We start from the raw sequence: 24,352 nt of genomic DNA, 5'->3' as shown, positions 1-24,352 counted from the left end.
CGAGGGCTCGTGTGTCGAGATCACCCGGGCCAGCCTGGAGGCAGCGCTCAGCCCGCCCGAGCCCGGCCTGCGGTTGACGCCGCCATGGGACGAGACCGCCGCCGAGTTCCGCTACCGCCAGCGAGCGGCGCTCGGCGGTGAGCTGGTCGACCCACGATCCTGGCAACTGCGCGGGACAGCGGGCGTGCCCGAACTGTGATCCCAACCATCCACTCAGCGTCGCCGTACGCGAGTTCGGCAGGACGCCGCTTCTTAGATCATGATTTCCGTAGCACCTGCGTCATTGCCGTAACGAGTTGTTGACGGACTTCGGATTTCTGGCGGGTCGCGGGTGAGACGTGATTCGTCCACGCGTTGAAGGCTAGTTCGCCAAGGAGGTCTTCCAAGTACTCTTGATCTTCGTCCCACAGCCAGCCGGGTAGCTTGTAGTTTGCGTACTCCTTGGAGCCCGTGGCGATCGCCGGAACTGTCGTGATGCCAACCGCGTACAGGACCGTCGCGCATACGAGACATACGGGATTGCTCAGACTGACGAACTCGCCTGTTGAAAGGTCCAGTTCTGCTTCTTCGGCCTGGTTCAGGCAGTCGATTTCGCCGTGATAACCGGATGTTGAAGTCCCGTCGAACTCGTTTTCTTCTTCAAAGCTCATGCGGCAGGTGGTTTTCCGGCCGGCCTTCATCGTCTGATTCCCAGAAGTAACGAGCTCCGGGATTTGCTTAATGTAGGTCGCCCACAAACCCGCGATGACCGGCACGGCCTTTTCTGCAGGCACTGACGGCGAGTCGCCCCATGCCTTGGTTGAGGATCCTCCGCATGACATGGTTGCGCTCCCGTCCTAAACCATTTGACCGTGCGGACGGAATGTACCTCTGGTATAGATCTAAGTAAATAGTCGTTGTGGTGTGCGAGATATGGGTCATCGCTTCGGGTTGTCCGAAATCCTGTCCGCTGATCTCCGTGTCGTCCTCTGCTCAGGAGGGGCGACGTGGCTGCGGACCTCCGTCCCCGGCAGAGCCTCGCGTTCGGTGCACACCTGACCGGTCCGGAATCGATCCTCATCACGCCATGACGACCACACTGCGACAGCGCGCCCGCCGCCGCCCCGGGCGGACGGGATGACGGAGTGCCGGGCGTGCGGCCGGCTCATGCACGAGCACGAGTACCAGGACCTCGTCGAGGCCGACGACGGCGGCACGCAACTCGAGGAGGCGACCCGGCCGTGAGCGACAGGACAAAAAATGCGAAGGCGTCCCGACGGGCTCGGACCTAGCATCACGACGGTGCAGCAGATCAGCAAGCGCCTCATGTCCTGGGCCTCGATCATCGAACCGAACACCCTCGCCCAGGCCGAAACGACCGCCAGCATGCCGTTCATCCACCCGCACCTGGCGCTCATGCCCGACGCGCACCTCGGCAAGGGCGCGACCGTCGGATCCGTCATCCCGACCCTCGGCGCGATCATCCCCGCCGCCGTCGGCGTCGACATCGGCTGCGGCATGATCGCCGTCCGCACCCAGTTCACCGCGCGCGACGTCACCGGCCGGGACAAGGCGGCGCTCCGCCAGGCGATCGAGAACGCCGTCCCGCTCTCGGCCGGGAAGTACAACACCGACCTCACCGCCACCGCGCGGCCGCGCATCGCCGACCTCGAACACCCGCGCTGGGACGTCACACCCGACCAGTACGCCGGGAACTGGCGGCTGCAGCTCGGCACCCTCGGCTCGGGCAACCACTTCATCGAGGTCAGCCTCGACGAACTCGACCGCGTCTGGCTGTTCCTGCACTCCGGGTCCCGCGGCGTCGGCAACAAGATCGCCCAGCACCACATCAAGGTCGCCCAGGCCCAGTGCGAACGCCGGTGGATCAGCCTGCCCGACCGGGACCTGGCCTACCTCGTCGAGGGCGAGCCGGAGTTCTGGGCCTACATCCGTGACCTGCGCTGGGCGCAGCACTTCGCGCTCCTCAACCGCGAGGAGATGATGGACCGCGTCATCGCCTGCACCTCCGCATGGTTCGGCGCCGCCGTCGAGGAGGCCGAGCGGATCAACTGCCACCACAACTTCACCCAGCAGGAACACCACTTCGGCAAGGACGTGTGGCTGTCCCGCAAGGGCGCGATCGAAGCGACCGCGGGCAAGGCCGGCCTCATCCCCGGCTCGATGGGCACCGCCTCCTACGTCGTCGTCGGCAAGGGCAACCGGCTGGCGCTGAACTCCTCACCGCACGGCGCCGGCCGGAACTACTCCCGCTCCGCCGCCCGCAAGACCTTTACCCACGAGGATCTCCGCGAGGCGATGGGTGACATCGAGTACCGCGACACCGCGGCGTTCATCGACGAGATCCCGGCCGCGTACAAGCCGATCGACCAGGTCATGGCCGACGCCGCGGACCTGGTCGAGGTGCGGCACACGCTCCGGCAGATCATCAACGTCAAGGGCGACTGATGGAGCACGCCATCGAGGGCAGCGTTCACGCGCCCCAGCCCACTGACGACGCCGCGGTCCTCGCCGCGTACCGGAAGGTGACCGGCTGGGCCGATGAGGACGTCCTGCACTACGCGTCCTGCGGCGCCTGCGATCCAGACGGCGGGGACGGCACGTACTACTGCCCGGACAGCCCGCTCATGAAGCGTGCGCGTACGCACGCGCGCACGGTGCGCCTGTCGCCCGAGCCCGAAGAGCGGACGCTTCCCGCCGCGCTCCGCCGCGAGGCCGAGCGGATCGCCGCCAGGGTGAAGGCTCTCGCACCGCTGCGCCATGGCGCCCTACTGAACTCAGCGACGCCCGAGGCCCTCGCCCGCTTCCGGGAGGCCATGCCCGCTGTGCCCGCCCGGCCCGAGATCCGATACGCGTCCGGCGGCGTGATCCCCCGGCCGTTCAAGAACAGTGGCCTGGTCGACGGCATCGTCCACGGAACGGCGGGCGGCCCGTACTGCGGTGTCTGCGGCACGCCCGCCGAACGCGATTCCGTGGACCCCACCGACTGGGCGGGCAACGAGTCCACGCTGTACGGCCGCTGGACCTGCCCGAACGGCTGCGACCCGCACGACGCAGGACAGCCGCGGTGAACGCGCGAGGGCGCTGGTGGCTGGTGGGGTTCCGCCAAGGTGCGCGGGTCGTCGAGGCCGAGCTGCCGCCGGGGTACACGCCGCCATCCACGTCGATGGACCCGGCCGCGACCGTCACGCCCTGGCCCTGCCCTGACGCGCCCAAGGAGCCCTGCGCGCGGCTCACGCGCGTCGGCCGCTGCCGCTACGAGATCACCGTGGTGCCGAACCCGCGATCCTCGGATCTAAGCCTTTACCCACCCTGGTGGCTCCAGATCATCGATCTGGCTGTAGGGGGCTCTAAGAGCTTCGCCCGTCAGCCACATTGCGTCGGTCCATGCCTGTTCAACCGCTCTGGATTTTTCAATCAGAAAGTTTGTATCTAGCACCAGACCGAGATCAAGTCCCATCGCTTCGTAAACTAAACGGCAGTACCAAATGGCCGCTTTTGCCGCGTCGATCGCACGGGTCCGGTTCGCCAGCTTCATCGCGCGGCCGATCTTCCCGTGGGCCTCGGTCGCTAGCTCCATCGGGTCCCCGATCAGACCGACGCGAATTCGTGCGACTAGCGAGCTGACCTCCTCAAGGGCGTCTTGTAGCGCCAATAATGTGTCCTGCTCTAGGTTAAGGTGTTTGCGCAGGGATTCTTCGCGGCGCGCTTCCCGCTCACGCTTGGACGTTCCGCGGTGTGTCACAACTTGAGCCCAGATAGCCGAGAATCCAGTGAGCGCGCCGCCAGCCGCAGCTGCGCCACCGGTCGCTAAGACGTTTGCCCACTGTGTCATAGCTTCACCATGCCCGAGTGACGCGGTTGCTGCTCTCGTGTTTGGGGAGCTTAGGCATTTGGAGCTACTTCCGCGGCCGACCGCCCCCGGCGCCGCGGCCTGGCCGCATCTCAGTCGGTACTCGTGCGAGGTCCGCGCGCCGATAGTGCGGCACGCCAAGTACGTCCACGTACTCGGGCAGGCGGTCGGCGCGCCGGTCTGCGCGGATCGTCGCGTACGCCACGTCGAGGACGTCGGCGGTCTCCTGGTCGTCGAGCAGGTCGTCCGGGTGCTCGCCGGTCGGCAACTTAGGCAACGGCTCGTCGGCCGCGTACGCCCGCACCTGAGCCTCGTCGTACAGCAGCTTCCGGCGGCCGGGGTTCACCGGTGCGGGAAACTCCGGATCGGCCGCGACGGCGGTGTTGCGGAACGTCTTGTAGCTGATGCCGAGCAGCTGCGCGGCGCCGGCCGCGTCGACGACCGGCCGGCCTCGGGGGATCACTGTCGTTCTCCGGCGGGCATTTCGTCGACCAGGACGCTGACGTACGGGCGGGCGACGTCGGGGCTGTAGGTGAGCCAGGCGACCGCGCGGCCGGTCCCGGCGTTGACGATCTCGAATCTGTGGGTGCGCGCCTCGGCGTCGGGGTCCGCGGCGGCCTGGTCATGCAGGCGCCGGCACTCGGCGTCGAGCAGGTGCAGCGCCCCGCCGTGGTCGGCGGCCTGGGCGACCAGTCGGCGGGCGGGTACTTCCAGCACCGTGTACATGGTGTCTCCTTTCGTTGCGTGGTGTTCACTGTGGCCGGGTGAGCCTGGGGCGGGTAAGTCCCTCGCGCGGTTCTGTGGATAACTCGGGGGGCAGGCCGTGTGGCCTGCCCCCTCTCGTCACTCGTAGCGTCGTTTCGCCCGCTGTTCTCCCCGGAACGCGGCCAGGGTGAGTTGCGGGCCACCCCATGCCTCGGCGGCGCTCTCGCACGCGGCGCGCCATCCGGCGTCCTGGGACTCCCACGCCGTCCGGTCGTCACAGACGATCGTGAGGTGCCCGAGCCGGATCACGAGCTGGCCGCAGCCGCTCGGGCTGATCTCGGGCGCCTTCCCGGCGATGGTCGGATGCGGCTGCCTGCCGCTGATCTTCACTACGCCCAGGATCCGCTGCGGGACCCGGCTCACGTATTGCCGGACCGCGCGGCGGTCGCCGGTGAAGACGTTGAGGGCGATGACGCCCGCCTCCACCCAGGCCCCGTAGACGCCCGAGAGCGCCTTGCGGTCGGTGACGTTGATGACCGCTCCGGGCATCATCACCTCGAGTTCGCCGTTGGCGATCCGCCAGGTCACCTCGTGGGGTCCAAGGAGCCGGACCGTGAGGTGGGTCTCGTGCGTGGCGGTGCGTCGTTCTCCCATGGTGCGTCCTCTCTGGAGTTGTCAATCTGCGGTGTCGGGGTCTGGGGTCTCACTCCCTCGCCCAACACAAGTAACTATACCACAGTTCTGCCCCTTAGTGGTGCGCGAAATTTCTTTGATTCAATCCGCCTGACTCGTCGCGCACGGGACAGAACTGTGGTAATGTTTGTGGTGTCGGAAGGGGAGTGAGACCCCCGCCCGGCAGGCAGATTGACAACTCCAGAGAGGAGAAACGGTGGACGACCACCAGCGGCGGCACGCTCTGTGTGTCATCCGAATGATCAAGGCCTACGGCCTGATCGCCAAGATGCTCATGGGGCTGCCGCTCCGCATCCAGCTCCCCGAGGTCGGGGACAGCATCTACGCCGACGAGATCCGGAAGGGTCTGGTCCGCGCCTACGCGTTGCTCAAGGACATCCCCATGGATGCCGACATCGCGTGGCAGCTCGGACTGATGATCATCGACTGGGTCACCGCCTGCGAATGGCTGTTCGCCGACGACGAGGACGCCGAGCCCTGGCTACTCGACGCAGTCGAGATCCAGATAGGCCGAATCGTCGCGGGAGCGGACGTGGTCAACGAACGACTCGCACGGGACATCGATCCCGAGTGAGTCGCCGCCGCCCCGAGCAGCCAGCTCGGGGCGGCACCCCGCCCCTCCTCCGGAGTTGTCGGTCTGCCAGAAACAAAGGGACCGGCGGGATACAGGCTCGAAAGCCTGGTGAGACACCCGCCGGTCCCGTGCAGATTGACCCTCACAGAGAGCCACCTCGATAGTACCTACCTCCTCCTCGGCCGGCCTGTTCCATCGGAGGAGGTCGACGGTCTCCCGCCGCCTGGGCGCGCGCCGAGGCCGGCCGGGGGTGTGGCACGTACACCGCGCATGATCAGTCCTTCGCCTTGGGCGGCCGCCCGGTGCGCCTCCGCTCCCACCGCCCGCCGAACGCCTCGACGCTCGCGCGCGTGTAGACCTTCCCGCGCGCCAGCTCGGCCACGTGCGGGGGGAAGTCCGGGTGCGTGCGGGCCAGCTCCTCGAAACGCTGCCGGGAGATGGGTGGGTCAAACAGCTTGGAGCCCTCGGTCGAGCCGACCAGGTCGAGCCGGGCCGGGCGCTCGACCTCGGCTCGGTAGTCCTCCTCGCTGAGCACCCGGACGCCGACGAGCTCGGCCTTGCCGAGCACGGCCCGCGCGGCGTCGGTGACGGCCTTGAACGCGGCGTCGGTGGCCTGCCGCACCGTGGAGGCGTCGACGGCCAGGGCGACCGTTAGGCGGCCGGTCTGCTCGTCGGCGGTGATGACCGGGAAACCGGGCAGGGTGGTGGTGAGTTCTTCGATCGCCGTGTCGCCTGGCTTGCCGGTCAGGGTGACCTCGGCGTGCCATGAGGCCATGATGGTGGTGTCCTTCCTTGCTCCCGTCGGAGTGGATGGATGGGGAGGGGCCGCGCCCGTACGCGGCCCCTCCGGCTACTTCCCGGTGGGCGGGAAGTCCAGCCCGGCGCCCTTGAGAGCGCCGATCAGGGAAAGCCACTCGCGTCCCGTCTCCGGGGTGCGCTTGGCGGTCACCGTGATCAGGCCCTTGCGGAACACCCAGACGCCGCGCGGCGTCTGCCGCACCGACCAGCCCTGGCGGGCGGCCGCTGCGATGAGCTGGTCCATCCGGTCTGCCATGTAATTCTCACCTCCTTCCCTTGCTCCCGTCAAGGACTAATCTAGCCTAAGTCCTGTCACTACGCAAGGACTTATCTCTCGTACTCCACCTCCTCTATCGGCCTTATATCCTTGCGTAACGACTGGACTTAGGCTATTGTTGTTCATGTCGGCAAGGGGAGTGAGACCCCCGACCCGGCACCGCAGATTGACAACTCCAGAGAGGAGAAAGGCATGGCAGACGAACTGCCAGACCCGGAGGAGCGGATGGAACAGCTCCTGAAGGCGCTCTCGTCGGCGTACGCGCTCGCGAGCAAGCACCTCCAGGAACTCCCCCTCCCGATCGGGCTCCCCCCGATGGAGGAAGACGCCTGGGACCTCGTGACGGCTATCACCGCCATGGACCGCGCCCGGACCGTCCTCCTCAACGAGGAGCCGATCGACCCAATGCCGCGAGACTTCCTCCGCCGCTTGCTGACGGAGTGGCTCGTCGCCTGGGACCTCTGGGCCTTCACCAAGATCGCCGGGCCAGCGCCCTGGCGGCTTGAGGGGATCGAGCTGGCAGTCCGGAGAATCATCCAGATCTCCGGACTGCTCGATCTCGACATCGATCTCGACGCCGAGGACGACGAGTCCTCGGAGGAGTGATCACCGGCCGTCCCCGGCAGCCAGCCGGGGACGGCCCCTCTCCTCTCGGAGTGGTCGACCTGCGGAAGCACAAACCGAGGCCGGCGAGGACACCGCCCAAAGGTGGGCGCAGGCCTCGCCGGCCTCGAGCATTTGGCCGGCCGCCGAAGGCCGGGCAGCGGTCACAAGCGCCGTACGACCCGCAGGTGCCGGGCGTAGTACCCGTCACCGTTCAGGACGGCCGCGCCGCCCGCGTCACCGAACGTCGGCCCGTTCGCGCGCATCCGCGACGACACGTACCGAGGGTGCCCCTCCTCGTCCCGGCCGAGGTAGAACCCCATGTGCGAGATCCGCGTCCGGGAGTGCAGCGCGAAGAACACCAGATCTCCCGGCTCGAGCTCGTCGAGGTCCGTGAGCTGCTCGGGCCGGCTGTCCGCGATGACCACACCTGGCGCCCCGGCCGCCATCGACCGCGAGAACCGGCCGAGACCGTCCGCGTGCGAGCCGGTGTCGGCGTACAGCTTGATGCCCATGTCGTGGCCGTAGACGAGCCGCACGAACCCGGAGCAGTCCACGTCCCGGTGCAGGCGCGGATCAGGCTGGAGGCCGCCCCAGGCGACACCGAGGTAGTCGTTCCAGTCCGCGCCACGCACCCGGTGCTCCTCATCCTCGGCGTACGGACCGAACCCGGCGTCGGCCGGCCCGCCGGTGACGTATCGCATCGCGTCGGCGAGCAGGTCCGGGGAGATGTCGGTGACCTCCCGGGCGAACCAGGCCCGGAACGCCGCGGTGTTCTGCTGCCCGAACCGCCACGCCGTGGGGGCGAACCGCACCCACGCGCCGGTGCGGACCGGCGCGGCCGCCTGCGGGTCGGTGAACGTCCGCGACTTCGGCCGGAACACGACCGTCCGCGCGCCCTCGGTGAGCGTCGCGACCAGGTGGTCACGCTCGTCGTACACGCTCGTACGGTCCGGGTGCCGGGAGCGGATGTAGCGGTATCCCGGCAGCAGCGGCCGCGCCGAGTGCCCCACCCGGTGACGCTCCTTCGCGTCCACCACCGTGCGGGACAGCAGGGGCATGAGCGCGATGACGGCGGCGGCCGCGACGGCGACCAGGGCGATGATCGGCTTCCTCATGACAGAGCGACCCCCACGGTGAGCATGACGCACGTGGCCGCGGCGACCGAGACCAACGACACGAGCGTGGGCAGGAACCGTTGCTTGTCCATCTGGTAGGCGATCAGACCGGGCACGACCAGGCCGAGCGTGTTGTGCGGGAAGAACGCCGGGAACCGCCCGCGCAGGGTGAGGAACAGCGCCACCTCGATCAGGACCGCGACCAGCACGGTCGCGGCGAACAGCCGCTTGCCGTACAGGATCGCGTGCCGGCGCAGCACCTTCATCAGCGCGTACGTCGTCACCGTGGCGGCGACGCCGACGAGGACCGTCTTCGGCCACTCCACGACCGTCAGGGCGAGCCAGCCGGGCACGATCAGCCCGCCCGGGGACAGGTTGGTGACCAGGTAGCAGATCAGCGCGCCGAGCAGCCCGATCGCCAGGATCACCGCGGACAGAGCCGGGCCGACATCGATGCCGACCGCAGGGATGAGGTTCATTTCGGAGGGTCTCCTAGTTCACGTCACCCATGCCGAGGGCGGAGAGCAAGTGCTCGCCCCGGCCGTGGATGTTGCCGATCATGAGCAGGGTCGTGGCCGGCCGCAGGCGCGCGCCGATGCGCTCGAGCAGCGCCGGGCCGGTGTGCTCCTCGCCGCCCAGGTCGACGACGCGGGGCCGGTACGAGGGGGAGATCGCGCGGAGCGCCGAGCGGGTCGGGGAGCCGATCAGGTACACCTGCGACGGGTCGATCGCCGCGACGATCTCGCCCATCTGAGCGTTGCGTTCCATCCGGTCGGGCCGGCAGTTGATGACGACCTGCACGTCCCGGCCGGCCAGGTTCAGCCGGTCGATGTTCATCAAGGTGCTCTGCGGGTCGTTCGCCGCGAACAGGTTCACCGCCTGCAGCTCGGCGGCGCCGACCTGGCGCCGTTCGACCCGCAGCACACCAGGGTCCGGCGGCGCCGCGTACATCCCGGCGAGCGCCTCGCGGCGGGACACACCGAGGTAGCGGGCGACCGCGAGCGCGAGCACGACGTTGTCCTTGAAGGTGATCCAGTCGAACCCGCGCATTTCCGCGTCGGTAACGTTCTCGGGGTTGACCCGGATCAGCGTGCAGTTCCGCCGCATCGCCTCAAGGGCCAGGACGCTGAAGTGCTCGCGTTCGGTGGTGAAGCACACCCCGCCCCAGGGCATCGAGCGCGACAGCGACCGGGCGATGTCCTCCAGGCCGGGGCCCATCTCCTCGACGTGGTCCAGGCGGACGTTCGTGATGATCCCGATCGTGGACCTGATGAGCCTGTTCTGGTTCAGCTCCTGAAGGTCGGGCTGCACGGCCATGCACTCGGCGACCAGGAAGGTGGCGGCCAGCTCGGCCGCCCGCCGTACGACGCCGAGCTGCTCGATGACGTTCACCACCCCGAACCGGCGGGGAATCGGCATCTCGGCCGCGTCGGGCGCGATGAACCGGGCCGCGGACCCGGTCGTCTTCGCGACGACCGTACGGCCGGGGCCGCGCAGCGCGCCGGCGGTCAGCCGGGTCACGCTCGACTTGCCCCGGATGCCGTTCACCAGGATGCGGACGGGGATCCGCTCGAGGTTGCGCGTGTGACGGCGCTGCTCGGAGACCAGCCAGGCGACCAGCACCGTGAAGCCGCCGGCGAGCAACAGGTAAAAGATCCAGACGATGGACATGCGCATGTAGCTCCTTGCCCCCAGTCGGGAGCTGCTTGGGGAAAGTGCGTGAGGGACTTGCGGGAGGGGGCCGAGCCTGCCCGTCCCTCGCGAAGGGCAGGCCCGGAAGCAGACGTCGGGGTCCGGCCCGTGGCTACCGCCTGGGGCTGGACCGCGACCTCATCCCGGAGTCGAACGGCCAGCCGCGACGATGGCGCGGCAGTCCGGGCACGTCAGGTGCTTGACATGAGCCTTCGACCGCGCCTCGCGGAGCGACAGGTCGATGTCGGTCGCCGGCGCGTCGCACAAGGTGACCGCAGGTGAGGACGGGCCCACCGGCCGGCGGCCGGATCCGTACCGGACGTTCCGTTGGGAAGGCATCCGCGGGTTCGGCTGGCGGGCGTGAGCGAGCTTGGCGATCCAGTCGGAGACGTACCAACCGACCGTGCCGTCGTCCCACCGCACGGCCACGTACGTCACGGCCTTGTGGGTGATGGAGTATGCGGTCCGCCCCGCCGCCGCCCTCCCCGGCGCGCCGGCCCCGTCGTCCTCGACGACCGCGCCGAACAGCTCCCGAGTGGCGTGGCGAACCCGGACGCCGACCGGAAGGCGCCGCCGGAGATCACCGAGAAGGTCGGCCCACGTCGCGTCCGGATCCAGACCGCCGAGGATCTCGGCCAGGAGTGGGCCGGCCTCCATACGGGTCATCGGACCGAGCCTGGCGGGCTTGCCGTCGCGGTCCGTGTACCGGATGACGATCGACGGTGTGAGGTCGGTCATTGGGGGTCCTTCCTGCCTGGAAAGGGCTGGTCAGGCGGCGGGGATGGGAGTCACTCCGCGCGGGTGACGGTCTGGATGCAGCCGTATGTCCGCTTGAGCACCTCGGCCCCGGAGAACCAGGAGTGCTCGGCGTTGCCCGTGGTGAGGCACACGCCGCGCAGCGAGAACCCCTCCTCGGAGTCGCCGGCGAGGATCACGCCGCGCCACGTCGTGCGCTCGCCGGGCTTGGCCGAGCGCGTGACGAGCACTTCGTCGCCGGGGCCGAACTTCGTCACGACGGTCTCCTTCCGTTCCGGGTTGGCTCAGGCAGCGAGGGCGTAGGCGGTGGGCGCCGTGGCCGGGCGTAGGTCGTAGGTGGCGCGTACGGCGGCCGCCGCGATCCGGTGGTGGCAGACGTGCTTGCCGCGCAGCCCGGCCGCGCAGTTGCAAGCCTCGGGCGCGGTCAGGTAGCGGGCGCCGCGACTGCCTGCCGTGCGGAACACGCGGCCGCTGCGGAGGGGGACGATGCCGCCGGCCTCGATCAGCTCCTCGGCCTTCGCGACCAGGTGTGGGACGTGGGCGAACTGGGCGAGCGCGACGTCCCGGGCGGCCTTGCGGACCTTGGCCCAGCAGGTGGGGCCGTAGCCGCGGGCGATGCTCTGAGCGGAGGTGAGGGTGCGGCCGCAGCCCGGGCGGAGGCAACGGCGGGGCTTGGGAGCCTGCGCGGGTTCGGGCTCGATGTCGGTGACGTGGACGACGTAGCGCACGCCCTCGTAGCCGTGGAGGTTCCAGCAGTGGATGCAGGTGTAGGGGTGGTCGGGCGCGAGCCAGGTGGGGATGGAGAGCTGGCCCTCACCCGCGGTGTAGGTGAACCGGTGGCCGCAGTTGAGGGTGACGGTCTGGGTGGCCCGCGTCGTCATCATGTATAAAGAGTATGCCTACTGATTATCCAAAGTCAACTCACTATGCATAGAGACTAGGCATATCGCGTATGCGATACTCGGGTCATGGCCGATCCATCCCACGCCGACGGCGACCGCCCCGCCCTCAAGACCGATGAGGAACGCATCGCGCGGATCGCCGAGCTCCGGGACCGCATCGACCGCGACCGGGCCGAGATCTTCGAGCTGATCCCCCAGTGCTTCCCCGAGAAGCGCGGCGAGCCGCAGGTGCGCGGTCGCCTGAACGAGGTCGTCGAGGCCTCCGGCTGGACCCGCGCGTACGTCGCCAACATCCGCGATGGGAAGGTCTCCGGGCCATGAGCGAGCCGACCGCTGACGGCATGCTGCATCTCCTCAGGGCAAACCCGACGTTGCTGCCCGAAGCCCCGGCCAGCTACACGGGCCAGGACATGGAGCGTCGGCGGCTCGACGAGGTGCACCCCTGCCTGAGGTGCGGCGAGCGTGCGGCGCTGGCGTACGTCGCCGACACCGAGATCGGCCCGCGCTGGCTCGACTTGTGCCCTGCGTGCGCCCACTGGCTCAGGACGACCGCGTCCTGAGTCCGCCGAGCGTCGCGTCCGCCAGATGAACGGAAATGTTGGTGGCTGCGTTTCACCACACGCTGATTCTGACCTTCGGCGGCAGGTCCACCCACGTAGACACTTCCCACGTGTCGCCAGCGTCGTCGCTGCATTCGCACACGAGCCGTATGCGGCTTGAACGTGAGTCGGCGAGCAGAACCCGCCACGTCGCCAACTCATCCCGTTTCAACGGGTTGATCGTGAACGCGGTGGCGCGCGCGGCTGGGCCCGGCACACCGTACTGGTTGCCCGCGAACTCGACTCCGTCGCCCTCAACGATCGTCACGGTGACCTTGGCCAGTGGCCCGCCCTGAGCGAGCCGCAGGTCCAGCCGATGCCAGCCACTATTGCTGACGAGTTTGACGCGGCCCTCGAAGGCCGGCTCACGTTCCGCGTGGTGACGCTTCCGTTCGATGGATGTCGCGGCCTCTTCGGCCCGTGTCTGCCGCCAGGTGAACCACGCGGCCAGACCGGCAACGAGGAGAGAAACGATCGAGATGACGAGCGCTGCAACAGCCATAGCGAAACCTTTCCACAGGGCGGCATTTCCGGCCTGGAGCTTGGCTCACGCGGGCCAGGGCGACCAGGCACAATGATCATGTGCGCCTGGATCCGAACGACCCACTGTCGGAGGTCTTCACGATCGACGAGGCCGCCGCGCTCCCGAACGTGAACAAGGCGCCAGCGACGCTGCGCTGGTGGATCCACAAGGGCTACCTAAAACCGCTCCGCATCCCCGGCAGCCGGCGCGTCTGGGTCACCGAACAGGCCGTGCTCGACGCCGAGCGCGAGACCTGGGAGCGGAACACGCGATCAGCCTGACTTGACGGAGCGTGACCCTGTCCAACATCATCTTTCCAAGATCGGTGAGCTGTCGCCGAGAATGACCCCGCCAGCGTGCGGGGTCTTCGCATTTCACAGGCCGGTGAAGTCCCGCCAGATCACCACGACCTGCCGCCAGTGGCCGCCTTTCTTCTCCACCGAGCACAGGAAGTCGTGGCGCTGCTGGCCGAGCTGGACCGTGCCGTCAACCGACGCCCGGGTCCGGACAGCGCCGATCTCGACGCTCTCGGCGACGAACCGCGGCCGCCCTGCCAGGTGATCCGCCTTCGCTTTCGCGGCCACGTACTTCTCGCACGCGGCCCGCACCTGCTCCCGCGGTGTCCGGTGGTCTGCGCACCCGGCGAGCAGCACTGCCAACGCGCACACGGCCGCCGTACGGCCGGCCCTCGATCTGGTCATGACCGTGAGGATCGCCGATGCCTGACCGTACGGAGCGGCACTGGCCGATCAGGGCCACGCCGTGAACCTGCCGGGAGCCGCAGGCGTCGCCCTGGACCCGTTCGAGCTCGCGGCCCGCCGGTTCGAGCCGCCGAAACCGAACCCGTACCTCGGCCGTCCGGTCGACTGGGCTCGAGAACGCCAAGGCCTGCACCTGTGGTCCAAGCAGCGCGAGATCGCCGAATCGGTCGTCGCGAACAAACGCACCGCGGTCAAGTCCTGCCACGACGCCGGAAAGTCGTTCCTAGCTGCGACGATTGCGCAGTACTGGATCGACGTACACCCGCCCGGCGAGGCCTTCGTCGTCTCGACCGCCCCGACCTACCCGCAGGTCCACGCGATCCTGTGGGAAGAGATCCGCGCCGGCGCCAAACGCGCGACGGCCCGTGACGAGCCACTGCCCGGCCGAATCCTCCAATCCGATGAGTGGAAGCTCGATGACGGCACGCTCGTCGGCTGGGGCCGCAAACCGGCTGACCGCGATGAGCACGGCTTCCAAGGCATCCACCGCCGGTTCGTCCTCGTCATCATCGACGAGGCGTGCGGCGTACCCGAGCAGATCTGGACCGCCGTCGAGGCGATCACGACCAACGCCGACTGCCGCATCTTGGTGATCGGCAACCCGGACGACCCGAACACCGAGTTCGGCAAGGTCTGCAAGCCCGGCTCCGGCTGGAACGTCATCCGGATCAGCGCGTTCGATACCCCGAACTTCACCGGCGAGGCCGTTCCTGAAGCGCTCCGGCCGCTCCTCCTCGCGCCCGAGTGGGAGGAGGACAAGCGCCGCCGCTGGGGCGAGAAGTCCCCCCGCTACATCGCGAAGGTCCTCGGCGACTTCCCCGAGATCGGCGACGACACCCTCATCTCGCCGCGCTGGATCGAAGCCGCCCAGGCCCGTGCCCTCGACCCCGGCCCGCACAGCGTGCTCAGCGTCGACGTCGCCCGGTTCGGCTCGGACCGTACGATCCTCGCGCTCGCCCGCGGGCCTGTCGTGCGGATCGTCGGCGACCACGCCAAGCTGCGGACCACCGAGACCACCGGCCACGTCATCGCGACGAAACGCGAGCACGACGTCGACGAGCTCCGCGTCGACGGTGTGGGCGTCGGCGCCGGTGTCGTCGACGAGCTCCTCGGAGTGGGCCACGACGTCGTCGACATGCAGTCCGGTGCGGCCGCGATCAACAGCGAGAAGTTCGCGAACGCCCGCGCCGAATGGTGGTGGGGGCTCCGCCAGCGGTTCGAGGCCGGCGACATCGACATCGCCGCGGACGACGACGAGCTCGCCGCGCAGCTTGGGACGGTGAAGTTCAAGTACACCGCGCGCGGCCAGGTGCTGATCGAGTCCAAAGACGACATGCGTAAACGCGGCCTGCCGTCTCCAGACCGGGCGGACGCGGTGATGCTCGCCAAGGCGCACGTCGTCGTACCGCCGACCGACGACGTCGTCGAGGGCCAGGACCTGGATGAGGACCTGGACGCGTATGAGATCAGCCCCATTTAGCGAACCTGCACCACGCCGACCGGGAGGGGGCACGCATGGGCGTCACCTCCCTGCTCCAGGAGACCTGGTACCGGGCGACCGGCCGCCGCGAGATCGCTGAGGCGCTGCACGCCGAGCGGCAGATGGTCTCCCACCTGCAAGAGTCGATCGCCGACCTTGAGAACCGGATGCGGGAGCCGGGCTGGCAGCAGATGGCCGCCCGGTCGCAGCAGGAGTTCTCCCGGCAGGGCCTGATCGACATCGCGGTGGCGTGCAGGCTCATGTCGATCAAGAACCCGCTGATCAAACGAGGCCTGTCGCTCCGGCAGGGGTACGTGCACGGGCAGGGCGTCGAGATCGGCGTGAAGACCTCCCGCAGCGACCGGCGCCGCGCCGCCCGCTCCGGCCAGGACGTCAACGCCGTCGTGCAGGCCTGCATCGACGACCCCGGCAACCAGGACGTCCTGTTCGGCCAGACCGCCCGGGACCGCAACGAGGCGTCGCTCGGCACCGACGGCAACGTGTTCTTCGCGTGCTTCACGAACCCGCGGACCGGCGCGGTGCAGATCCGCACCATCCCGTTCGACGAGGTCGCCGAGATCATCACCGACCCCGACGACGCCGCGAAACGGCAGTTCTACCTGCGCCGCTGGACCGAGAGGCGCTTCGACCTCGCCTCGGGGACGCTGACGCAGACGCAGCGCGAGGCGTACTACCCGGCGATGGGATATCGGCCGGTGACCCGGCCGCGTCAGATCGGCAGCCGGGAGGTCCGCTGGGACGCGCCGGTCGTGCACGTCAAGGTGAACAGTCCCGAGGGCTGGCAGTGGGGCATCCCCGATGCGTACGCCGCGATCGACTGGGCCAACGCGTACAGGGAGTTCCTCACCGACTGGGCCACGTTGGTCCGCGCCCTGTCCCGCTTCGCCTGGCGGCTCACGTCCAAAGGGTCCCGGCAGGCGCAGGCCCGCCGCGCCCTGTCGGCCGCGCCGTCCGCCGACCCCGTCACGGGCGAACGGCGGCACGCCGGCGCGACCGCGTCGCTGCCGGCCGACATGGCGCTGGAGGCCATCCCGAAGACCGGCGCGACGATCGACAGCGAGTCCGGCCGGCCGCTCGCGACGATGGTCGCCGCGGCGCTGGACCTGCCCATCACGATGCTGCTCGGCGACCCGGGCGTCACCGGCGCGCGCGCCACCGCCGAGACGCTGGACGAGCCCACCAAGCTGGCCATGCAGGGCCGCCGCGGCCTGTGGACCGAGGTCCTGCGCACGATCCTCGGCTACGTCATCGACCAGGCCGCCAAGGCACCCGACGGGCTGCTGAAGGGCACCGTACGGCGCGACGGCGACCGCGAGTGGGTCGAGCTGGCCGGCGACGCGTCCCGCACCGTCACCGTCGACTGGCCGAAGCTCGAAGACACGGACCCGGCGATGCTCGTCGACGCGATCGTCAAGGCCGACAGCCTCGGCTACATCCCGCCCCTGGAGGTCCTGCGGCTCCTGCTCGTCGCGCTCCACGTCGACGACGTCGACGAGATCCTCGACATGGTCACCGACGACGACGGCCAGTTCCTGCCGCCCAACGCCACCGCCGCCCAGGCCGCGGTCGACGCGTTCCGGCGCGGCGAGGACCCGGCCGCGGTCGTCGGCGACGCCGGGGCGACCGGCATCGAGCAGCAGCCGCCCGAGGCCGCCGCGTGAGGCCGCTGACATCACGGAGCATCAGTGGCGATCCGTCGTGACACCCTCGCCTTGGCCCGGGAACTACGCCGCGCCGTCCTGGACGTCGCCGACGAGCAGACCCGCCGCCTCGTCCAGGCATGGGCCCGGGCCTGGGACACCATCGTGGACGAACTCACCGCCGCCCTCGACGAACTCGTCCGCCTCGCCGGAGACGACCGGCCGACCCGCGCGCAGCTCGCCCGCGCCGCCCGCCTGCACCGCGCGCTCGTCCTCGCGCAGACTCAGCTCGAACAGCTCGCTCTCCAGGGCGGCGCGGACCTCCGCGAGGCCGTCGCCGGCGTGGTGAGCCGTACGGCCACCGACACCGCGAAGATCATCGCCTCCCAGCTCCCGGCCGCCGCCGGCGATAAGGCGACCCTCGCCACGTCCCTGGACCGCGCGCAGGCCGCGACCCTGCACGCGATCGTCGTCCGCACCAGCGAGCAGATCACCTCGCTCCTGCGACCGCTGTCCGCGGACGCGACCGAGGCGATGAAGCGGGAGCTGGTGCGCGGCGTCGCGGTCGGCGACAACCCGCGCGAGACCGCCCGCCGGATCCTGCAGCGGCTGGAAGGCGCGTTCAACGGCGGCCTGCAGCGCGCCCTGGTGATCGCCCGCACCGAGATCCTCGACGCGCACCGCGCGGCCGCCACCGCCCAGCAGGCCGCGAACAGCAAGCTGCTGGCCGGCTGGATCTGGCACGCCGAGCTGACGAGACGGACCTGCCCATCGTGCTGGGCCAAGAACGGCACGCTCCACCCGCTCGACGAGCCGGGGCCGCTGGACCATCAGCAGGGCCGCTGCTCCCGGATGCCGAAGACCAAGTCGTGGACGGACCTCGGGTTCGACATCCCCGAGCCGCCCGACCTGCTGCCCGACGCCCGCCAGGTCTTCGCCGCGCTGCCCCGCGCCGACCAGGTCCACATCATGGGCGCCGCACGCCTCGACGCCCTCCAGCGCGGCCAGATCGCCTGGGCTGACCTGCCTCAGCGGCGGACGACGGCCGGATGGCGGGACTCCTGGGCACCCGCGCCGCTCCGAGACCTGCTGCAGAACAGACCCGCTGAAAGGGAGTGACCGCATGGCCACCAGCAAGGACGACAAGGCCACGTCGCCGAAGGCCCGGCCGCCGGCGCGCAAGGCCGACGAGGACGCGAAGACCGAGGCGACGTTCGCAGGGGAGGGCCTGGCGCTCGCCGGCGACGTCCGCGCGTTCGCCGAGGACCTGCGGGGCCAACTCGCCGACCTGTCCGACCGTACGGCCAAGACCCTCCACGAGGGCGACCCGCAGGACGGCGACGAGCAGGTCAGCGCCGGAATCCACCGCATCACCACCGCCGTGCGCACTCTGGCCGACCAGGTCGACGCGCTCGTCGCCGCGGCCGCGCAGCTCGAGCGCGACGCCGTCCGCTGAGGAGACCCTGATGCCGGAACTGACCGAGCTCACCGAGGCGCCGGGCAGCCTCACAGACGTCCAGCAGACGCAGCCGAAGGGCGGCCGGTTCCGTGCGCTGCTGATCGCGCCCGGATGGGGCAGCAGCGGCTACTACAGCGAGGCCGTCCTCCAGTCCGACGGGCCAAAGGCCTGGCCCGCCGGCACCCAGATGTACCTGGACCACCCGACGATCGAGGAGCGGATCGAGCGGCCCGAGCGGTCGGTCCGCGACCTCGCCAGCCGGATCGTCACCGACCCGGTCTGGGAGCCCGGCCGCGGTCTGGTCGCCGAGGTCCAGGTCTACCCACAGTGGCAGGACCTGCTGAACGAAGAGTTCGCCAAGGGCATCGGCCTGTCGATCCGGGCACACGGCCGTACCGAGTACGGCGAAGCCGAAGGCCGGCAGGGACCGATCGTCGAGTCGATCGAGGAAGGACTCTCGGTCGACTGGGTGACCCGGGCGGGCGCGGGCGGCCGTGTCCTCGAGCTGATCGAGTCCGCGCGCGCCGCCGGTGACGAGCTGGTCGAGGCCGTCTCCGACAAGCCGTGGAGCGACTTCTCCGCGGCGGACTACACGATCGAGCAGTGGCGGGCCGCGTGCCTGATCAAGCCCGACGAGGCCTCCGACAACAAGAGCGACTACTCCCTGCCGGTGAAGGAGCCGGGTGGTGCGCTCAACCGGAACGCGGTGCACGCCGCGGCCGGCGCGCACGGCGTGGGCGCGGTGAAGGGCGTCTCGGCCGAGAAGAAGACGGCCGCCGCGAAGGCACTGGTCGGGCTGTACAAGAACCAGCTCAAGGAGGACCCGCCCGCAGGCCTGCTGAAGGCAGCCGGAATGGCCCAGGAGGAGGCGGCTGCGACCGGTGCGGCGAGCCTCGTCGAGGGGCGGAACGTCGGGGCGTGGCTGGAGTCCCGCATCCACGCGGAATTCACCGACCTGGCCGACGACATGTACGGCGGCGGGCGCGTCACCCGGGATGAGCGGATCGCGCTGTCGTCGGCGATCGGAGATGCCCTCGACGCGTTCACGAAGTCGGTGACCGCCGCGGCTCCGCAGTTGTACCAGCGGGACCTGTGGGACGGCCCGCCCGAGGACACCGCCGATGTCAGCGAGTCGCGCCGGACGCTCCGCGAGGCCCACGGCATGACCGCCGGGGACCTGTCCACCGCGCTGTCCCGGGCGGTCAAGGAGACCTACGGCGCCAAGGACACCTACACCTGGGTCCGCGACAACACCGACGACTGGGTGGTCTTCAGCATCGAGGACCCGACCGACTGCGTCCTCTACCAGCAGCCCTACACGGTCGAGGAGAAGACCCAGGCCGTCATGCTCACTGGCGACGCCGTCGAGGTCACCCAGCGCACCACCTACGTCCCCACCGGCCAAGAACCCACCGGCCAAACGGCCGGCGGCGACGGCCTCACCGAAAACGCGCCGGGCATCCAGCCCGACCCCACCAAGGAAGAACAGGAGGGCACGATGCCCGAACTGACCGAGGCCGAGGCGCGCGCGCTGACCGAGGGCCGCGACACGGCACTCGCCGAGCGCGACCAGGCCCGCGCCGACCTCGCCGAAGCGAACACCGCGCTCGCCGAGGCCCGCCGCGAGACCGCCCGGCTCCGCGCGACCGACGCCGCCCGGCCGATCGCGACCAAGATCCTCGACGAGTCCGACCTGCCCGCCGTCTCCCGCACCCGCGCCCTCAACGAGGCCATGCGCGCGGTGCCGCTGACGGACAAGGACACCCTCGACGAGGACGCCTTCAAGAGCGTCGTGGAGGAGGCGGTCAAGGCCGAGCAGGCGTTCCTCGCCGGCCTGGAGGAAGCGTCCGGCGCCGGGCGCGTCCGCGGGCACGGCTCGAACGGCGCGGCCGGCTGGAGCGGCCGGAGCGACGAGCGCTCGCTCGAGGAGGCCAACGCCGCCCGCAAGGAACTGGTCGAGACGTACAAGCGCCGCGGCATGTCGGACGAGGCCGCCGAGCGCGCCGCCGCCGGCCGGTACTGACCGGCCGTCCCGGACCGAATCCCAGGAAGGGAAATCTGAACGATGGCGACGAACATCACCCACGAGGACGGCGACTGCCTCGACCTCGTCTGCACCGACCCGGCCGTCCCGGCCTCCGGTGACCCCGTGCGAGTCGGGCAGCTCCCCGGTGTCGCGCAGACCAAGGAGCGCGCCGACGGCACGACGAGCGTCAAGCTCAACGGCACGGCGACCTTCTCCGTGAAGGGCGTCGACGGCTCCGGGAACGCCGCCGTCGCGGTCGGCGACCTTCTCTACTACGTCGACGCGGACACCCCGAAGCTCTCCAAGAAGGCCACGGGGGTCCGTTTCGGCTACGCGCTCGGCGCCGTCACGTCCGGCGCCACTGCCTCCATCGAAGTCAAGATCGGGTACTAGGAGACCGCCCACCATGACGACCAGCACCCTGTTCGAGTCGGCGGTCGAGCGTCTCGACCACGAGGCCGACCCGATCTACCAGGCCTTCGGCGGCGACCGCCGCGTCCGCCGCAGCGACAACCCGAAGTACCTGCAGATGCTCGGCGAGGCCGAGCGGTTCATGGACGAGATCCTGTTTGGGACTCGTCCGCTCGCCCACTTCGCCGAGGCCATGTCCACCTCGGACTTCCCCCAGCTCTTCGGGGACTCGCTGGACCGCCAGCTCTACGGCGCGTACATGGCGACCACCCCGACCTGGCGGAACTACGCCCGCGCGGCCACCGTCAACGACTTCCGCAAGGTCAAGCGGTTCGCGACGAGCGGCATCCGCGGGCAGCTGCAGAAGGTCGGCGAGCTGAGCGAGTACCCGGAGCGGGCGCAGACCGAGACCGAGTACGAGTACGCCGTCTCCAAGTACGGCGCCACGTTCGCCGCCTCCTGGGAGGCGATGATCAACGACGATTTGGATATGTTCCGGCGGCTCCCGCAGGACCTAGCCGACTCCGTCGTCGACAGCGAGGAGGCGTTCGTCACCGGCCTGTTCTGCGACACCTCCGGCCCGAACGCCAGTTTCTTCACCTCGGGCAACGGCAACCTCATCTCGGGGAACCCGCCGCTGTCCCGGACCGCTCTGCAGGGCGCGATCACCACGCTGATGAAGCGGAAGGACGAGCGCGGCAACCCGATCGTCGTCACCGCGGTCGAGCTCGTCGTCGGCCCCGGTCTCGCGCTGACCGCGCAGGAGATCATCGACACGACCGAGTACCGCGTCCAGGACGGCTCCAACCTGCGGATCATTACCGGCAACGGCCTGGCCGCGAACCTGCGGCTGAACATCAACTACTGGATCCCGGCGGTCGCCACCAGCGCGAACGCCGACACGTCCTGGTGGGTGTTCGCGAGCACCTCCAGCGCACGCCCGGCGATGGAGTTCGGCCGGCTCCGCGGCTACGAGGCCCCGGCGCTGTTCGAGAAGATCCCCGACGCCCGCCGCATCGGGGGCGGCGCCGAGGACATGGTCGACTTCGCCACGGACGGCAACGCCAAGAAGGTCCGGCACGTCTACGGCGGAACCACCGTCGACCCGAAGATGAGCGTCGGGTCGAACGGCTCCGGCTCCTGACCGATGGGAGCTCCGGACCCTGTGACGAGGGACCAGGAGTTCCTCGCCGCGATCCACGACCAGCTCGGTGAGACCAACCGGCTGCTCCGGCAGCTCCGGCAGCTCCTCGAGCGTACGCCGTCCCCGCCCCCGAGCACGGGCGAGGACGGCACGGTCGAGCTCACCGAGCCCAAGCCCCCCGCCCCCTCGGCCAAGGCCCAGACCGCGGACGCGGGGAGCGGGGCCAAGCGCAAGCCGGCCGGTTCGGGGTCCCGGCCGGCTCAACGCAACACCACCGCCCGCAAGACCACCAGCTCGTGAGGGGGTGATGAGGCATGGCTGCTGTCGGCTACGTGACCGGCGACCCGAACAAGGTCGATGTCAGCAGCGTCGGCGAGGTCGGCGGCCCCGCCGGCCCGCTCGACGCCAGCGGCCTCATCCCCTCCGCACAGATCCCCGGCGGAGGCGATGGTGGCGGCCCCAGCCTCGCCGGCACCGTCACGAGCGAGACCTCCTACGGGGCAGCCGCATCCGCCGGGTCAGCGTCGACCGCCTCTCGCGGTGACCACACCCACGGCACGCCCGCGCTCGCCAGCTCCGCGCCCGGCAACAGCGCGGTCGGGGACACGGCCGCCGTCGGCACCGCGACCACACCGGCACGCGCCGATCACGTCCACGGCCGCGAGAGCTTCGGCAGCGTGACCGCGCAGACGGCGTTCGGAGCCAGCTCCAACAGCGGCAGCGCGTCCACACCGGCGCGCAGCGACCACGTCCACGGAACGCCGGCCGCGCCGACTGCGGCGTCGGTCGGCGCCGACCCGGCCGGTACGTCCGCGGCCGCCGTCACCACGCACGCCGCGGCGTCGGACCCGCACGGCGACCGGGCTGACGCCGCGAGCAAATATGTGAAGCTCGCGGGCGGGTCGGTCATCATCATCCCCGAGGGCGACAACTCCACCCAGGCGCTCGCGATCCGCCTCCCGACTGGGGACCGCACCGGCCTGGGCGCTCCCGACACCTTCGGCGTGTACGTCAACACCGGCACCGCCCTGGGCCCGACATGGACCCGCACGGGCTACCTGAACGAGTACGGCATGCCGCGGGTCATCTCCATCGCGGACAACCAGACGCCGTTTCGGGTCAAGCAGCACTCCGCCAGCCAGTCGGCGAACCTGACCGACTGGACCGACATCAACAACGTCGCGCTCGCGTGGGTCGACGGGGCTGGCCGAGTGCGGGCTGCGAACCTCGGTCGAACGTTGCCGTTCAGCCTGCCGGGCACGCTGGCCACCGCGACGGGCAAGGCACGGCTCTACAACGACACCGGGACCACGCTCACCATCCGGTCGGTACGCGCGTCGGCCGGAACCGCCCCCACCGGCTCCGCGATCGTCGTCGACGTCAACAAGAACGGCGCGACGATCTTCACGACCCAGGCGAACCGGCCGGCGATCGCCGCCGGCGCCACGACCAGCGGCAAGGTCACGAACATGGACATCAACACTCTCGCGGATGGTGACTACCTGAGCGTCGACCTGGATCAGGTCGGTTCGACCGTGGCCGGCAGTGATCTGGTGGTGCAGGTCGAGGTGTACTGATGGCGGGGATCACCCGCGTCGACCAGGTGCAGTCTGCGTCGGCAGCCGCTGAGGGCGCCCGGACGATCACCCTGCCGACCCTCCAGGACGATGACTTCGTGCTGCTGGCCGTCGGACTGGTCACCGCCAGCGCTCCGGCTGTGACCGTAGCCGGCTGGAGCAACGACGTCCCGCTCGTACGGCCCGGCACCAGCACATTCCGCATGGGCCTGTGGTCCAAACGAGCGGTCGCCGCTAGCGACTCCGGAGCGACCATCACGGTCAGCTCCACCGTGTCCGGCGAGATCGGCGTGATCGCCCGCGCGTACCGTGGCGTGGACACCACCACGGCGTACGACGTCACGATTGGCACCGCGAACTCCGGAACGGCAGACGCCACCCCGGACTGCCCCAGCCTCACCCCCGCCACCGACGGCGCCATGGTCGTGGACTTCTACGGCATGGCGACCACGACGAACACGAACTGGACGGACTGGACACCGCCCTCCGGGTTCGGCACAGCCAAGACCGCGTGCTCCACGATCGCGTCGGTCAACAACGCCGCCATCGGATCGGCAGATCTACTGCAGGCCACCGCGGCGGCCACCGGGATCATGACCGCCACGGCGGGCCCAGCCGCCAGCCCCCAGGCCCATCCCTGGGCCGCGTTCTCGATCGCGCTGCGCCCGGCGGCCGCGCCGACGCCACCTGGCAACGGCCTCTGGGGCGTGCACCTGTGACCACCTGCAAGCCCACGACCTCGA

General features: G+C 69.7%; 33 protein-coding genes. 18 read left to right on the top strand and 15 right to left on the bottom strand.

The window, feature by feature from the left end; genetic code table 11:
* The first annotated feature begins 73 nt into the window (after positions 1-73).
* Entirely contained in the window at positions 74-199 is a 126-nt protein-coding gene (locus ACQEV1_RS52800; protein WP_433389734.1) for a hypothetical protein, read from the top strand.
* A gap of 58 nt (positions 200-257) precedes the next feature.
* On the opposite strand, the gene ACQEV1_RS52795 is transcribed toward ACQEV1_RS52800, so the two are convergent.
* Positions 258-755 (bottom strand): hypothetical protein, encoded by a 498-nt coding sequence (locus ACQEV1_RS52795; protein WP_433389731.1) that lies wholly within the window; start codon positions 753-755, stop codon positions 258-260.
* Positions 756-1,239: 484 nt separating this feature from the next.
* Between ACQEV1_RS52795 and ACQEV1_RS52790 the strand changes: the two genes are divergently transcribed.
* The gene (locus tag ACQEV1_RS52790) at positions 1,240-2,445 is read left to right on the top strand and encodes an RtcB family protein (protein WP_433389728.1); all 1,206 of its coding nucleotides are present in this window, start codon (positions 1,240-1,242) and stop codon (positions 2,443-2,445) included.
* Positions 2,445-3,068, top strand: a complete 624-nt coding sequence (locus tag ACQEV1_RS52785; protein WP_433389725.1) for a hypothetical protein — start codon at positions 2,445-2,447, stop codon at positions 3,066-3,068. The genes ACQEV1_RS52790 and ACQEV1_RS52785 overlap by 1 nt, the downstream gene beginning before the upstream one ends.
* A 224-nt stretch (positions 3,069-3,292) precedes the next feature.
* Here ACQEV1_RS52785 and ACQEV1_RS52780 read toward each other — a convergent pair whose 3' ends face one another.
* From ACQEV1_RS52780 to ACQEV1_RS52765, 4 genes are all read right to left on the bottom strand, one after another.
* A complete protein-coding gene (locus ACQEV1_RS52780; RefSeq protein WP_433389723.1) occupies positions 3,293-3,832 on the bottom strand; it encodes a hypothetical protein in 540 nt (179 codons plus the stop codon).
* Positions 3,833-3,896: 64 nt separating this feature from the next.
* Complete coding sequence (locus ACQEV1_RS52775) at positions 3,897-4,313, bottom strand: helix-turn-helix transcriptional regulator (RefSeq protein WP_433389720.1); 417 nt, start codon at positions 4,311-4,313, stop codon at positions 3,897-3,899.
* Positions 4,310-4,576 carry a hypothetical protein gene (locus ACQEV1_RS52770; protein ID WP_433389718.1) on the bottom strand — a complete coding sequence of 89 codons (267 nt, stop codon included), beginning with the start codon at positions 4,574-4,576 and terminating at the stop codon, positions 4,310-4,312. Before ACQEV1_RS52770 ends, ACQEV1_RS52775 begins: the two co-directional genes overlap by 4 nt.
* Before the next feature lie 117 nt (positions 4,577-4,693).
* A complete protein-coding gene (locus tag ACQEV1_RS52765; RefSeq protein WP_433389715.1) occupies positions 4,694-5,209 on the bottom strand; it encodes a hypothetical protein in 516 nt (171 codons plus the stop codon).
* 235 nt (positions 5,210-5,444) lie between these two features.
* On the opposite strand from ACQEV1_RS52765, the gene ACQEV1_RS52760 reads away from it, so the two are divergent.
* Positions 5,445-5,822, top strand: coding sequence for a hypothetical protein (locus ACQEV1_RS52760; RefSeq protein WP_433389712.1), 378 nt, complete (start codon positions 5,445-5,447; stop codon positions 5,820-5,822).
* 274 nt (positions 5,823-6,096) lie between these two features.
* Here the strand turns inward: ACQEV1_RS52760 and ACQEV1_RS52755 are convergent, their stop codons facing one another.
* Together ACQEV1_RS52755 and ACQEV1_RS52750 are read right to left on the bottom strand one after the other, a co-directional pair.
* A complete protein-coding gene (locus ACQEV1_RS52755; protein ID WP_433389709.1) occupies positions 6,097-6,597 on the bottom strand; it encodes a hypothetical protein in 501 nt (166 codons plus the stop codon).
* 75 nt (positions 6,598-6,672) lie between these two features.
* Positions 6,673-6,876: a hypothetical protein gene (locus ACQEV1_RS52750; RefSeq protein WP_433389707.1), complete on the bottom strand. Its 204-nt coding sequence runs from the start codon at positions 6,874-6,876 to the stop codon at positions 6,673-6,675.
* Between the two features lie 213 nt (positions 6,877-7,089).
* Here ACQEV1_RS52750 and ACQEV1_RS52745 point away from each other — a divergent pair, with 213 nt between their 5' ends.
* Entirely contained in the window at positions 7,090-7,503 is a 414-nt protein-coding gene (locus tag ACQEV1_RS52745) for a hypothetical protein (protein WP_433389704.1), read from the top strand.
* A 161-nt stretch (positions 7,504-7,664) separates the two neighbouring features.
* On the opposite strand, the gene ACQEV1_RS52740 is transcribed toward ACQEV1_RS52745, so the two are convergent.
* From ACQEV1_RS52740 to ACQEV1_RS52715, 6 genes are all read right to left on the bottom strand, one after another.
* Positions 7,665-8,618: an NlpC/P60 family protein gene (locus tag ACQEV1_RS52740; protein WP_433389701.1), complete on the bottom strand. Its 954-nt coding sequence runs from the start codon at positions 8,616-8,618 to the stop codon at positions 7,665-7,667.
* Positions 8,615-9,097 carry a poly-gamma-glutamate biosynthesis protein PgsC/CapC gene (locus ACQEV1_RS52735; protein WP_433389698.1) on the bottom strand — a complete coding sequence of 161 codons (483 nt, stop codon included), beginning with the start codon at positions 9,095-9,097 and terminating at the stop codon, positions 8,615-8,617. Before ACQEV1_RS52735 ends, ACQEV1_RS52740 begins: the two co-directional genes overlap by 4 nt.
* Before the next feature lie 13 nt (positions 9,098-9,110).
* The gene (pgsB, locus tag ACQEV1_RS52730; RefSeq protein ID WP_433389695.1) at positions 9,111-10,295 is read right to left on the bottom strand and encodes a poly-gamma-glutamate synthase PgsB; all 1,185 of its coding nucleotides are present in this window, start codon (positions 10,293-10,295) and stop codon (positions 9,111-9,113) included.
* Positions 10,296-10,448: 153 nt separating this feature from the next.
* Positions 10,449-11,048 carry a hypothetical protein gene (locus tag ACQEV1_RS52725; RefSeq protein ID WP_433389693.1) on the bottom strand — a complete coding sequence of 200 codons (600 nt, stop codon included), beginning with the start codon at positions 11,046-11,048 and terminating at the stop codon, positions 10,449-10,451.
* A 50-nt stretch (positions 11,049-11,098) separates the two neighbouring features.
* Positions 11,099-11,323: a hypothetical protein gene (locus tag ACQEV1_RS52720; RefSeq protein ID WP_433389690.1), complete on the bottom strand. Its 225-nt coding sequence runs from the start codon at positions 11,321-11,323 to the stop codon at positions 11,099-11,101.
* Positions 11,324-11,350: 27 nt separating this feature from the next.
* Entirely contained in the window at positions 11,351-11,950 is a 600-nt protein-coding gene (locus ACQEV1_RS52715; RefSeq protein WP_433389688.1) for a DUF6011 domain-containing protein, read from the bottom strand.
* A gap of 84 nt (positions 11,951-12,034) precedes the next feature.
* Between ACQEV1_RS52715 and ACQEV1_RS52710 the strand changes: the two genes are divergently transcribed.
* Together ACQEV1_RS52710 and ACQEV1_RS52705 are read left to right on the top strand one after the other, a co-directional pair.
* Complete coding sequence (locus ACQEV1_RS52710) at positions 12,035-12,289, top strand: hypothetical protein (protein WP_433389685.1); 255 nt, start codon at positions 12,035-12,037, stop codon at positions 12,287-12,289.
* Positions 12,286-12,528, top strand: coding sequence for a hypothetical protein (locus ACQEV1_RS52705; RefSeq protein ID WP_433389683.1), 243 nt, complete (start codon positions 12,286-12,288; stop codon positions 12,526-12,528). The genes ACQEV1_RS52710 and ACQEV1_RS52705 overlap by 4 nt, the downstream gene beginning before the upstream one ends.
* A gap of 52 nt (positions 12,529-12,580) precedes the next feature.
* On the opposite strand, the gene ACQEV1_RS52700 is transcribed toward ACQEV1_RS52705, so the two are convergent.
* Positions 12,581-13,069 (bottom strand): hypothetical protein, encoded by a 489-nt coding sequence (locus tag ACQEV1_RS52700; RefSeq protein ID WP_433389676.1) that lies wholly within the window; start codon positions 13,067-13,069, stop codon positions 12,581-12,583.
* An 80-nt stretch (positions 13,070-13,149) separates the two neighbouring features.
* Here ACQEV1_RS52700 and ACQEV1_RS52695 point away from each other — a divergent pair, with 80 nt between their 5' ends.
* Positions 13,150-13,371 carry a hypothetical protein gene (locus ACQEV1_RS52695; protein WP_433389673.1) on the top strand — a complete coding sequence of 74 codons (222 nt, stop codon included), beginning with the start codon at positions 13,150-13,152 and terminating at the stop codon, positions 13,369-13,371.
* A 93-nt stretch (positions 13,372-13,464) separates the two neighbouring features.
* Here ACQEV1_RS52695 and ACQEV1_RS52690 read toward each other — a convergent pair whose 3' ends face one another.
* Entirely contained in the window at positions 13,465-13,791 is a 327-nt protein-coding gene (locus tag ACQEV1_RS52690) for a hypothetical protein (protein WP_433389671.1), read from the bottom strand.
* Between the two features lie 61 nt (positions 13,792-13,852).
* Here ACQEV1_RS52690 and ACQEV1_RS52685 point away from each other — a divergent pair, with 61 nt between their 5' ends.
* The 10 genes from ACQEV1_RS52685 to ACQEV1_RS52640 are packed head-to-tail and all read left to right on the top strand — an operon-like array spanning position 13,853 to position 24,328.
* Positions 13,853-15,331: a hypothetical protein gene (locus ACQEV1_RS52685; protein WP_433389668.1), complete on the top strand. Its 1,479-nt coding sequence runs from the start codon at positions 13,853-13,855 to the stop codon at positions 15,329-15,331.
* A 35-nt stretch (positions 15,332-15,366) separates the two neighbouring features.
* Complete coding sequence (locus tag ACQEV1_RS52680) at positions 15,367-17,013, top strand: hypothetical protein (RefSeq protein ID WP_433406294.1); 1,647 nt, start codon at positions 15,367-15,369, stop codon at positions 17,011-17,013.
* Positions 17,014-17,037: 24 nt separating this feature from the next.
* A complete protein-coding gene (locus ACQEV1_RS52675) occupies positions 17,038-18,111 on the top strand; it encodes a phage minor head protein (protein WP_433406291.1) in 1,074 nt (357 codons plus the stop codon).
* A 4-nt stretch (positions 18,112-18,115) separates the two neighbouring features.
* Positions 18,116-18,448 (top strand): hypothetical protein, encoded by a 333-nt coding sequence (locus tag ACQEV1_RS52670; protein ID WP_433406290.1) that lies wholly within the window; start codon positions 18,116-18,118, stop codon positions 18,446-18,448.
* 10 nt (positions 18,449-18,458) lie between these two features.
* On the top strand, positions 18,459-20,474 hold the full coding sequence (locus tag ACQEV1_RS52665) for a hypothetical protein (protein ID WP_433406288.1): 2,016 nt from the start codon (positions 18,459-18,461) through the stop codon (positions 20,472-20,474).
* A gap of 42 nt (positions 20,475-20,516) precedes the next feature.
* Positions 20,517-20,870, top strand: coding sequence for a capsid cement protein (locus tag ACQEV1_RS52660; RefSeq protein WP_433406286.1), 354 nt, complete (start codon positions 20,517-20,519; stop codon positions 20,868-20,870).
* Positions 20,871-20,883: 13 nt separating this feature from the next.
* Positions 20,884-22,032: a hypothetical protein gene (locus ACQEV1_RS52655; protein WP_433406283.1), complete on the top strand. Its 1,149-nt coding sequence runs from the start codon at positions 20,884-20,886 to the stop codon at positions 22,030-22,032.
* Between the two features lie 21 nt (positions 22,033-22,053).
* Positions 22,054-22,332 carry a hypothetical protein gene (locus ACQEV1_RS52650; protein WP_433406281.1) on the top strand — a complete coding sequence of 93 codons (279 nt, stop codon included), beginning with the start codon at positions 22,054-22,056 and terminating at the stop codon, positions 22,330-22,332.
* Positions 22,333-22,346: 14 nt separating this feature from the next.
* Entirely contained in the window at positions 22,347-23,609 is a 1,263-nt protein-coding gene (locus tag ACQEV1_RS52645; RefSeq protein WP_433406279.1) for a hypothetical protein, read from the top strand.
* Complete coding sequence (locus tag ACQEV1_RS52640) at positions 23,609-24,328, top strand: hypothetical protein (RefSeq protein WP_433406276.1); 720 nt, start codon at positions 23,609-23,611, stop codon at positions 24,326-24,328. The genes ACQEV1_RS52645 and ACQEV1_RS52640 overlap by 1 nt, the downstream gene beginning before the upstream one ends.
* Positions 24,329-24,352 lie beyond the last annotated feature (24 nt).

It is taken from the genome of Actinoallomurus sp. CA-142502 (assembly GCF_050936355.1).
GTDB classification, from domain to species: Bacteria; Actinomycetota; Actinomycetes; order Streptosporangiales; family Streptosporangiaceae; genus Actinoallomurus; species Actinoallomurus iriomotensis.
Note: the sequence above shows the minus strand (reverse complement) of the source record. Positions and strands in the feature narration are given on the sequence as shown.

Excerpts from the sequence above, each read along its gene's own strand:
- ACQEV1_RS52790 (WP_433389728.1), top strand. The coding sequence starts at position 1,240 with ATGCGAAGGCGTCCCGACGGGCTCGGACCTAGCATCACGACGGTGCAG.
- ACQEV1_RS52785 (WP_433389725.1), top strand. The coding sequence starts at position 2,445 with ATGGAGCACGCCATCGAGGGCAGCGTTCACGCGCCCCAGCCCACTGAC.
- ACQEV1_RS52780 (WP_433389723.1), bottom strand. The coding sequence starts at position 3,832 with ATGACACAGTGGGCAAACGTCTTAGCGACCGGTGGCGCAGCTGCGGCT.
- ACQEV1_RS52770 (WP_433389718.1), bottom strand. The coding sequence starts at position 4,576 with ATGTACACGGTGCTGGAAGTACCCGCCCGCCGACTGGTCGCCCAGGCC.
- ACQEV1_RS52765 (WP_433389715.1), bottom strand. The coding sequence starts at position 5,209 with ATGGGAGAACGACGCACCGCCACGCACGAGACCCACCTCACGGTCCGG.
- ACQEV1_RS52755 (WP_433389709.1), bottom strand. The coding sequence starts at position 6,597 with ATGGCCTCATGGCACGCCGAGGTCACCCTGACCGGCAAGCCAGGCGAC.
- ACQEV1_RS52750 (WP_433389707.1), bottom strand. The coding sequence starts at position 6,876 with ATGGCAGACCGGATGGACCAGCTCATCGCAGCGGCCGCCCGCCAGGGC.
- ACQEV1_RS52745 (WP_433389704.1), top strand. The coding sequence starts at position 7,090 with ATGGCAGACGAACTGCCAGACCCGGAGGAGCGGATGGAACAGCTCCTG.
- ACQEV1_RS52740 (WP_433389701.1), bottom strand. The coding sequence starts at position 8,618 with ATGAGGAAGCCGATCATCGCCCTGGTCGCCGTCGCGGCCGCCGCCGTC.
- ACQEV1_RS52735 (WP_433389698.1), bottom strand. The coding sequence starts at position 9,097 with ATGAACCTCATCCCTGCGGTCGGCATCGATGTCGGCCCGGCTCTGTCC.
- pgsB (WP_433389695.1), bottom strand. The coding sequence starts at position 10,295 with ATGCGCATGTCCATCGTCTGGATCTTTTACCTGTTGCTCGCCGGCGGC.
- ACQEV1_RS52725 (WP_433389693.1), bottom strand. The coding sequence starts at position 11,048 with ATGACCGACCTCACACCGTCGATCGTCATCCGGTACACGGACCGCGAC.
- ACQEV1_RS52715 (WP_433389688.1), bottom strand. The coding sequence starts at position 11,950 with ATGATGACGACGCGGGCCACCCAGACCGTCACCCTCAACTGCGGCCAC.
- ACQEV1_RS52710 (WP_433389685.1), top strand. The coding sequence starts at position 12,035 with ATGGCCGATCCATCCCACGCCGACGGCGACCGCCCCGCCCTCAAGACC.
- ACQEV1_RS52705 (WP_433389683.1), top strand. The coding sequence starts at position 12,286 with ATGAGCGAGCCGACCGCTGACGGCATGCTGCATCTCCTCAGGGCAAAC.
- ACQEV1_RS52700 (WP_433389676.1), bottom strand. The coding sequence starts at position 13,069 with ATGGCTGTTGCAGCGCTCGTCATCTCGATCGTTTCTCTCCTCGTTGCC.
- ACQEV1_RS52690 (WP_433389671.1), bottom strand. The coding sequence starts at position 13,791 with ATGACCAGATCGAGGGCCGGCCGTACGGCGGCCGTGTGCGCGTTGGCA.
- ACQEV1_RS52680 (WP_433406294.1), top strand. The coding sequence starts at position 15,367 with ATGGGCGTCACCTCCCTGCTCCAGGAGACCTGGTACCGGGCGACCGGC.
- ACQEV1_RS52670 (WP_433406290.1), top strand. The coding sequence starts at position 18,116 with ATGGCCACCAGCAAGGACGACAAGGCCACGTCGCCGAAGGCCCGGCCG.
- ACQEV1_RS52665 (WP_433406288.1), top strand. The coding sequence starts at position 18,459 with ATGCCGGAACTGACCGAGCTCACCGAGGCGCCGGGCAGCCTCACAGAC.
- ACQEV1_RS52660 (WP_433406286.1), top strand. The coding sequence starts at position 20,517 with ATGGCGACGAACATCACCCACGAGGACGGCGACTGCCTCGACCTCGTC.
- ACQEV1_RS52655 (WP_433406283.1), top strand. The coding sequence starts at position 20,884 with ATGACGACCAGCACCCTGTTCGAGTCGGCGGTCGAGCGTCTCGACCAC.
- ACQEV1_RS52645 (WP_433406279.1), top strand. The coding sequence starts at position 22,347 with ATGGCTGCTGTCGGCTACGTGACCGGCGACCCGAACAAGGTCGATGTC.
- ACQEV1_RS52640 (WP_433406276.1), top strand. The coding sequence starts at position 23,609 with ATGGCGGGGATCACCCGCGTCGACCAGGTGCAGTCTGCGTCGGCAGCC.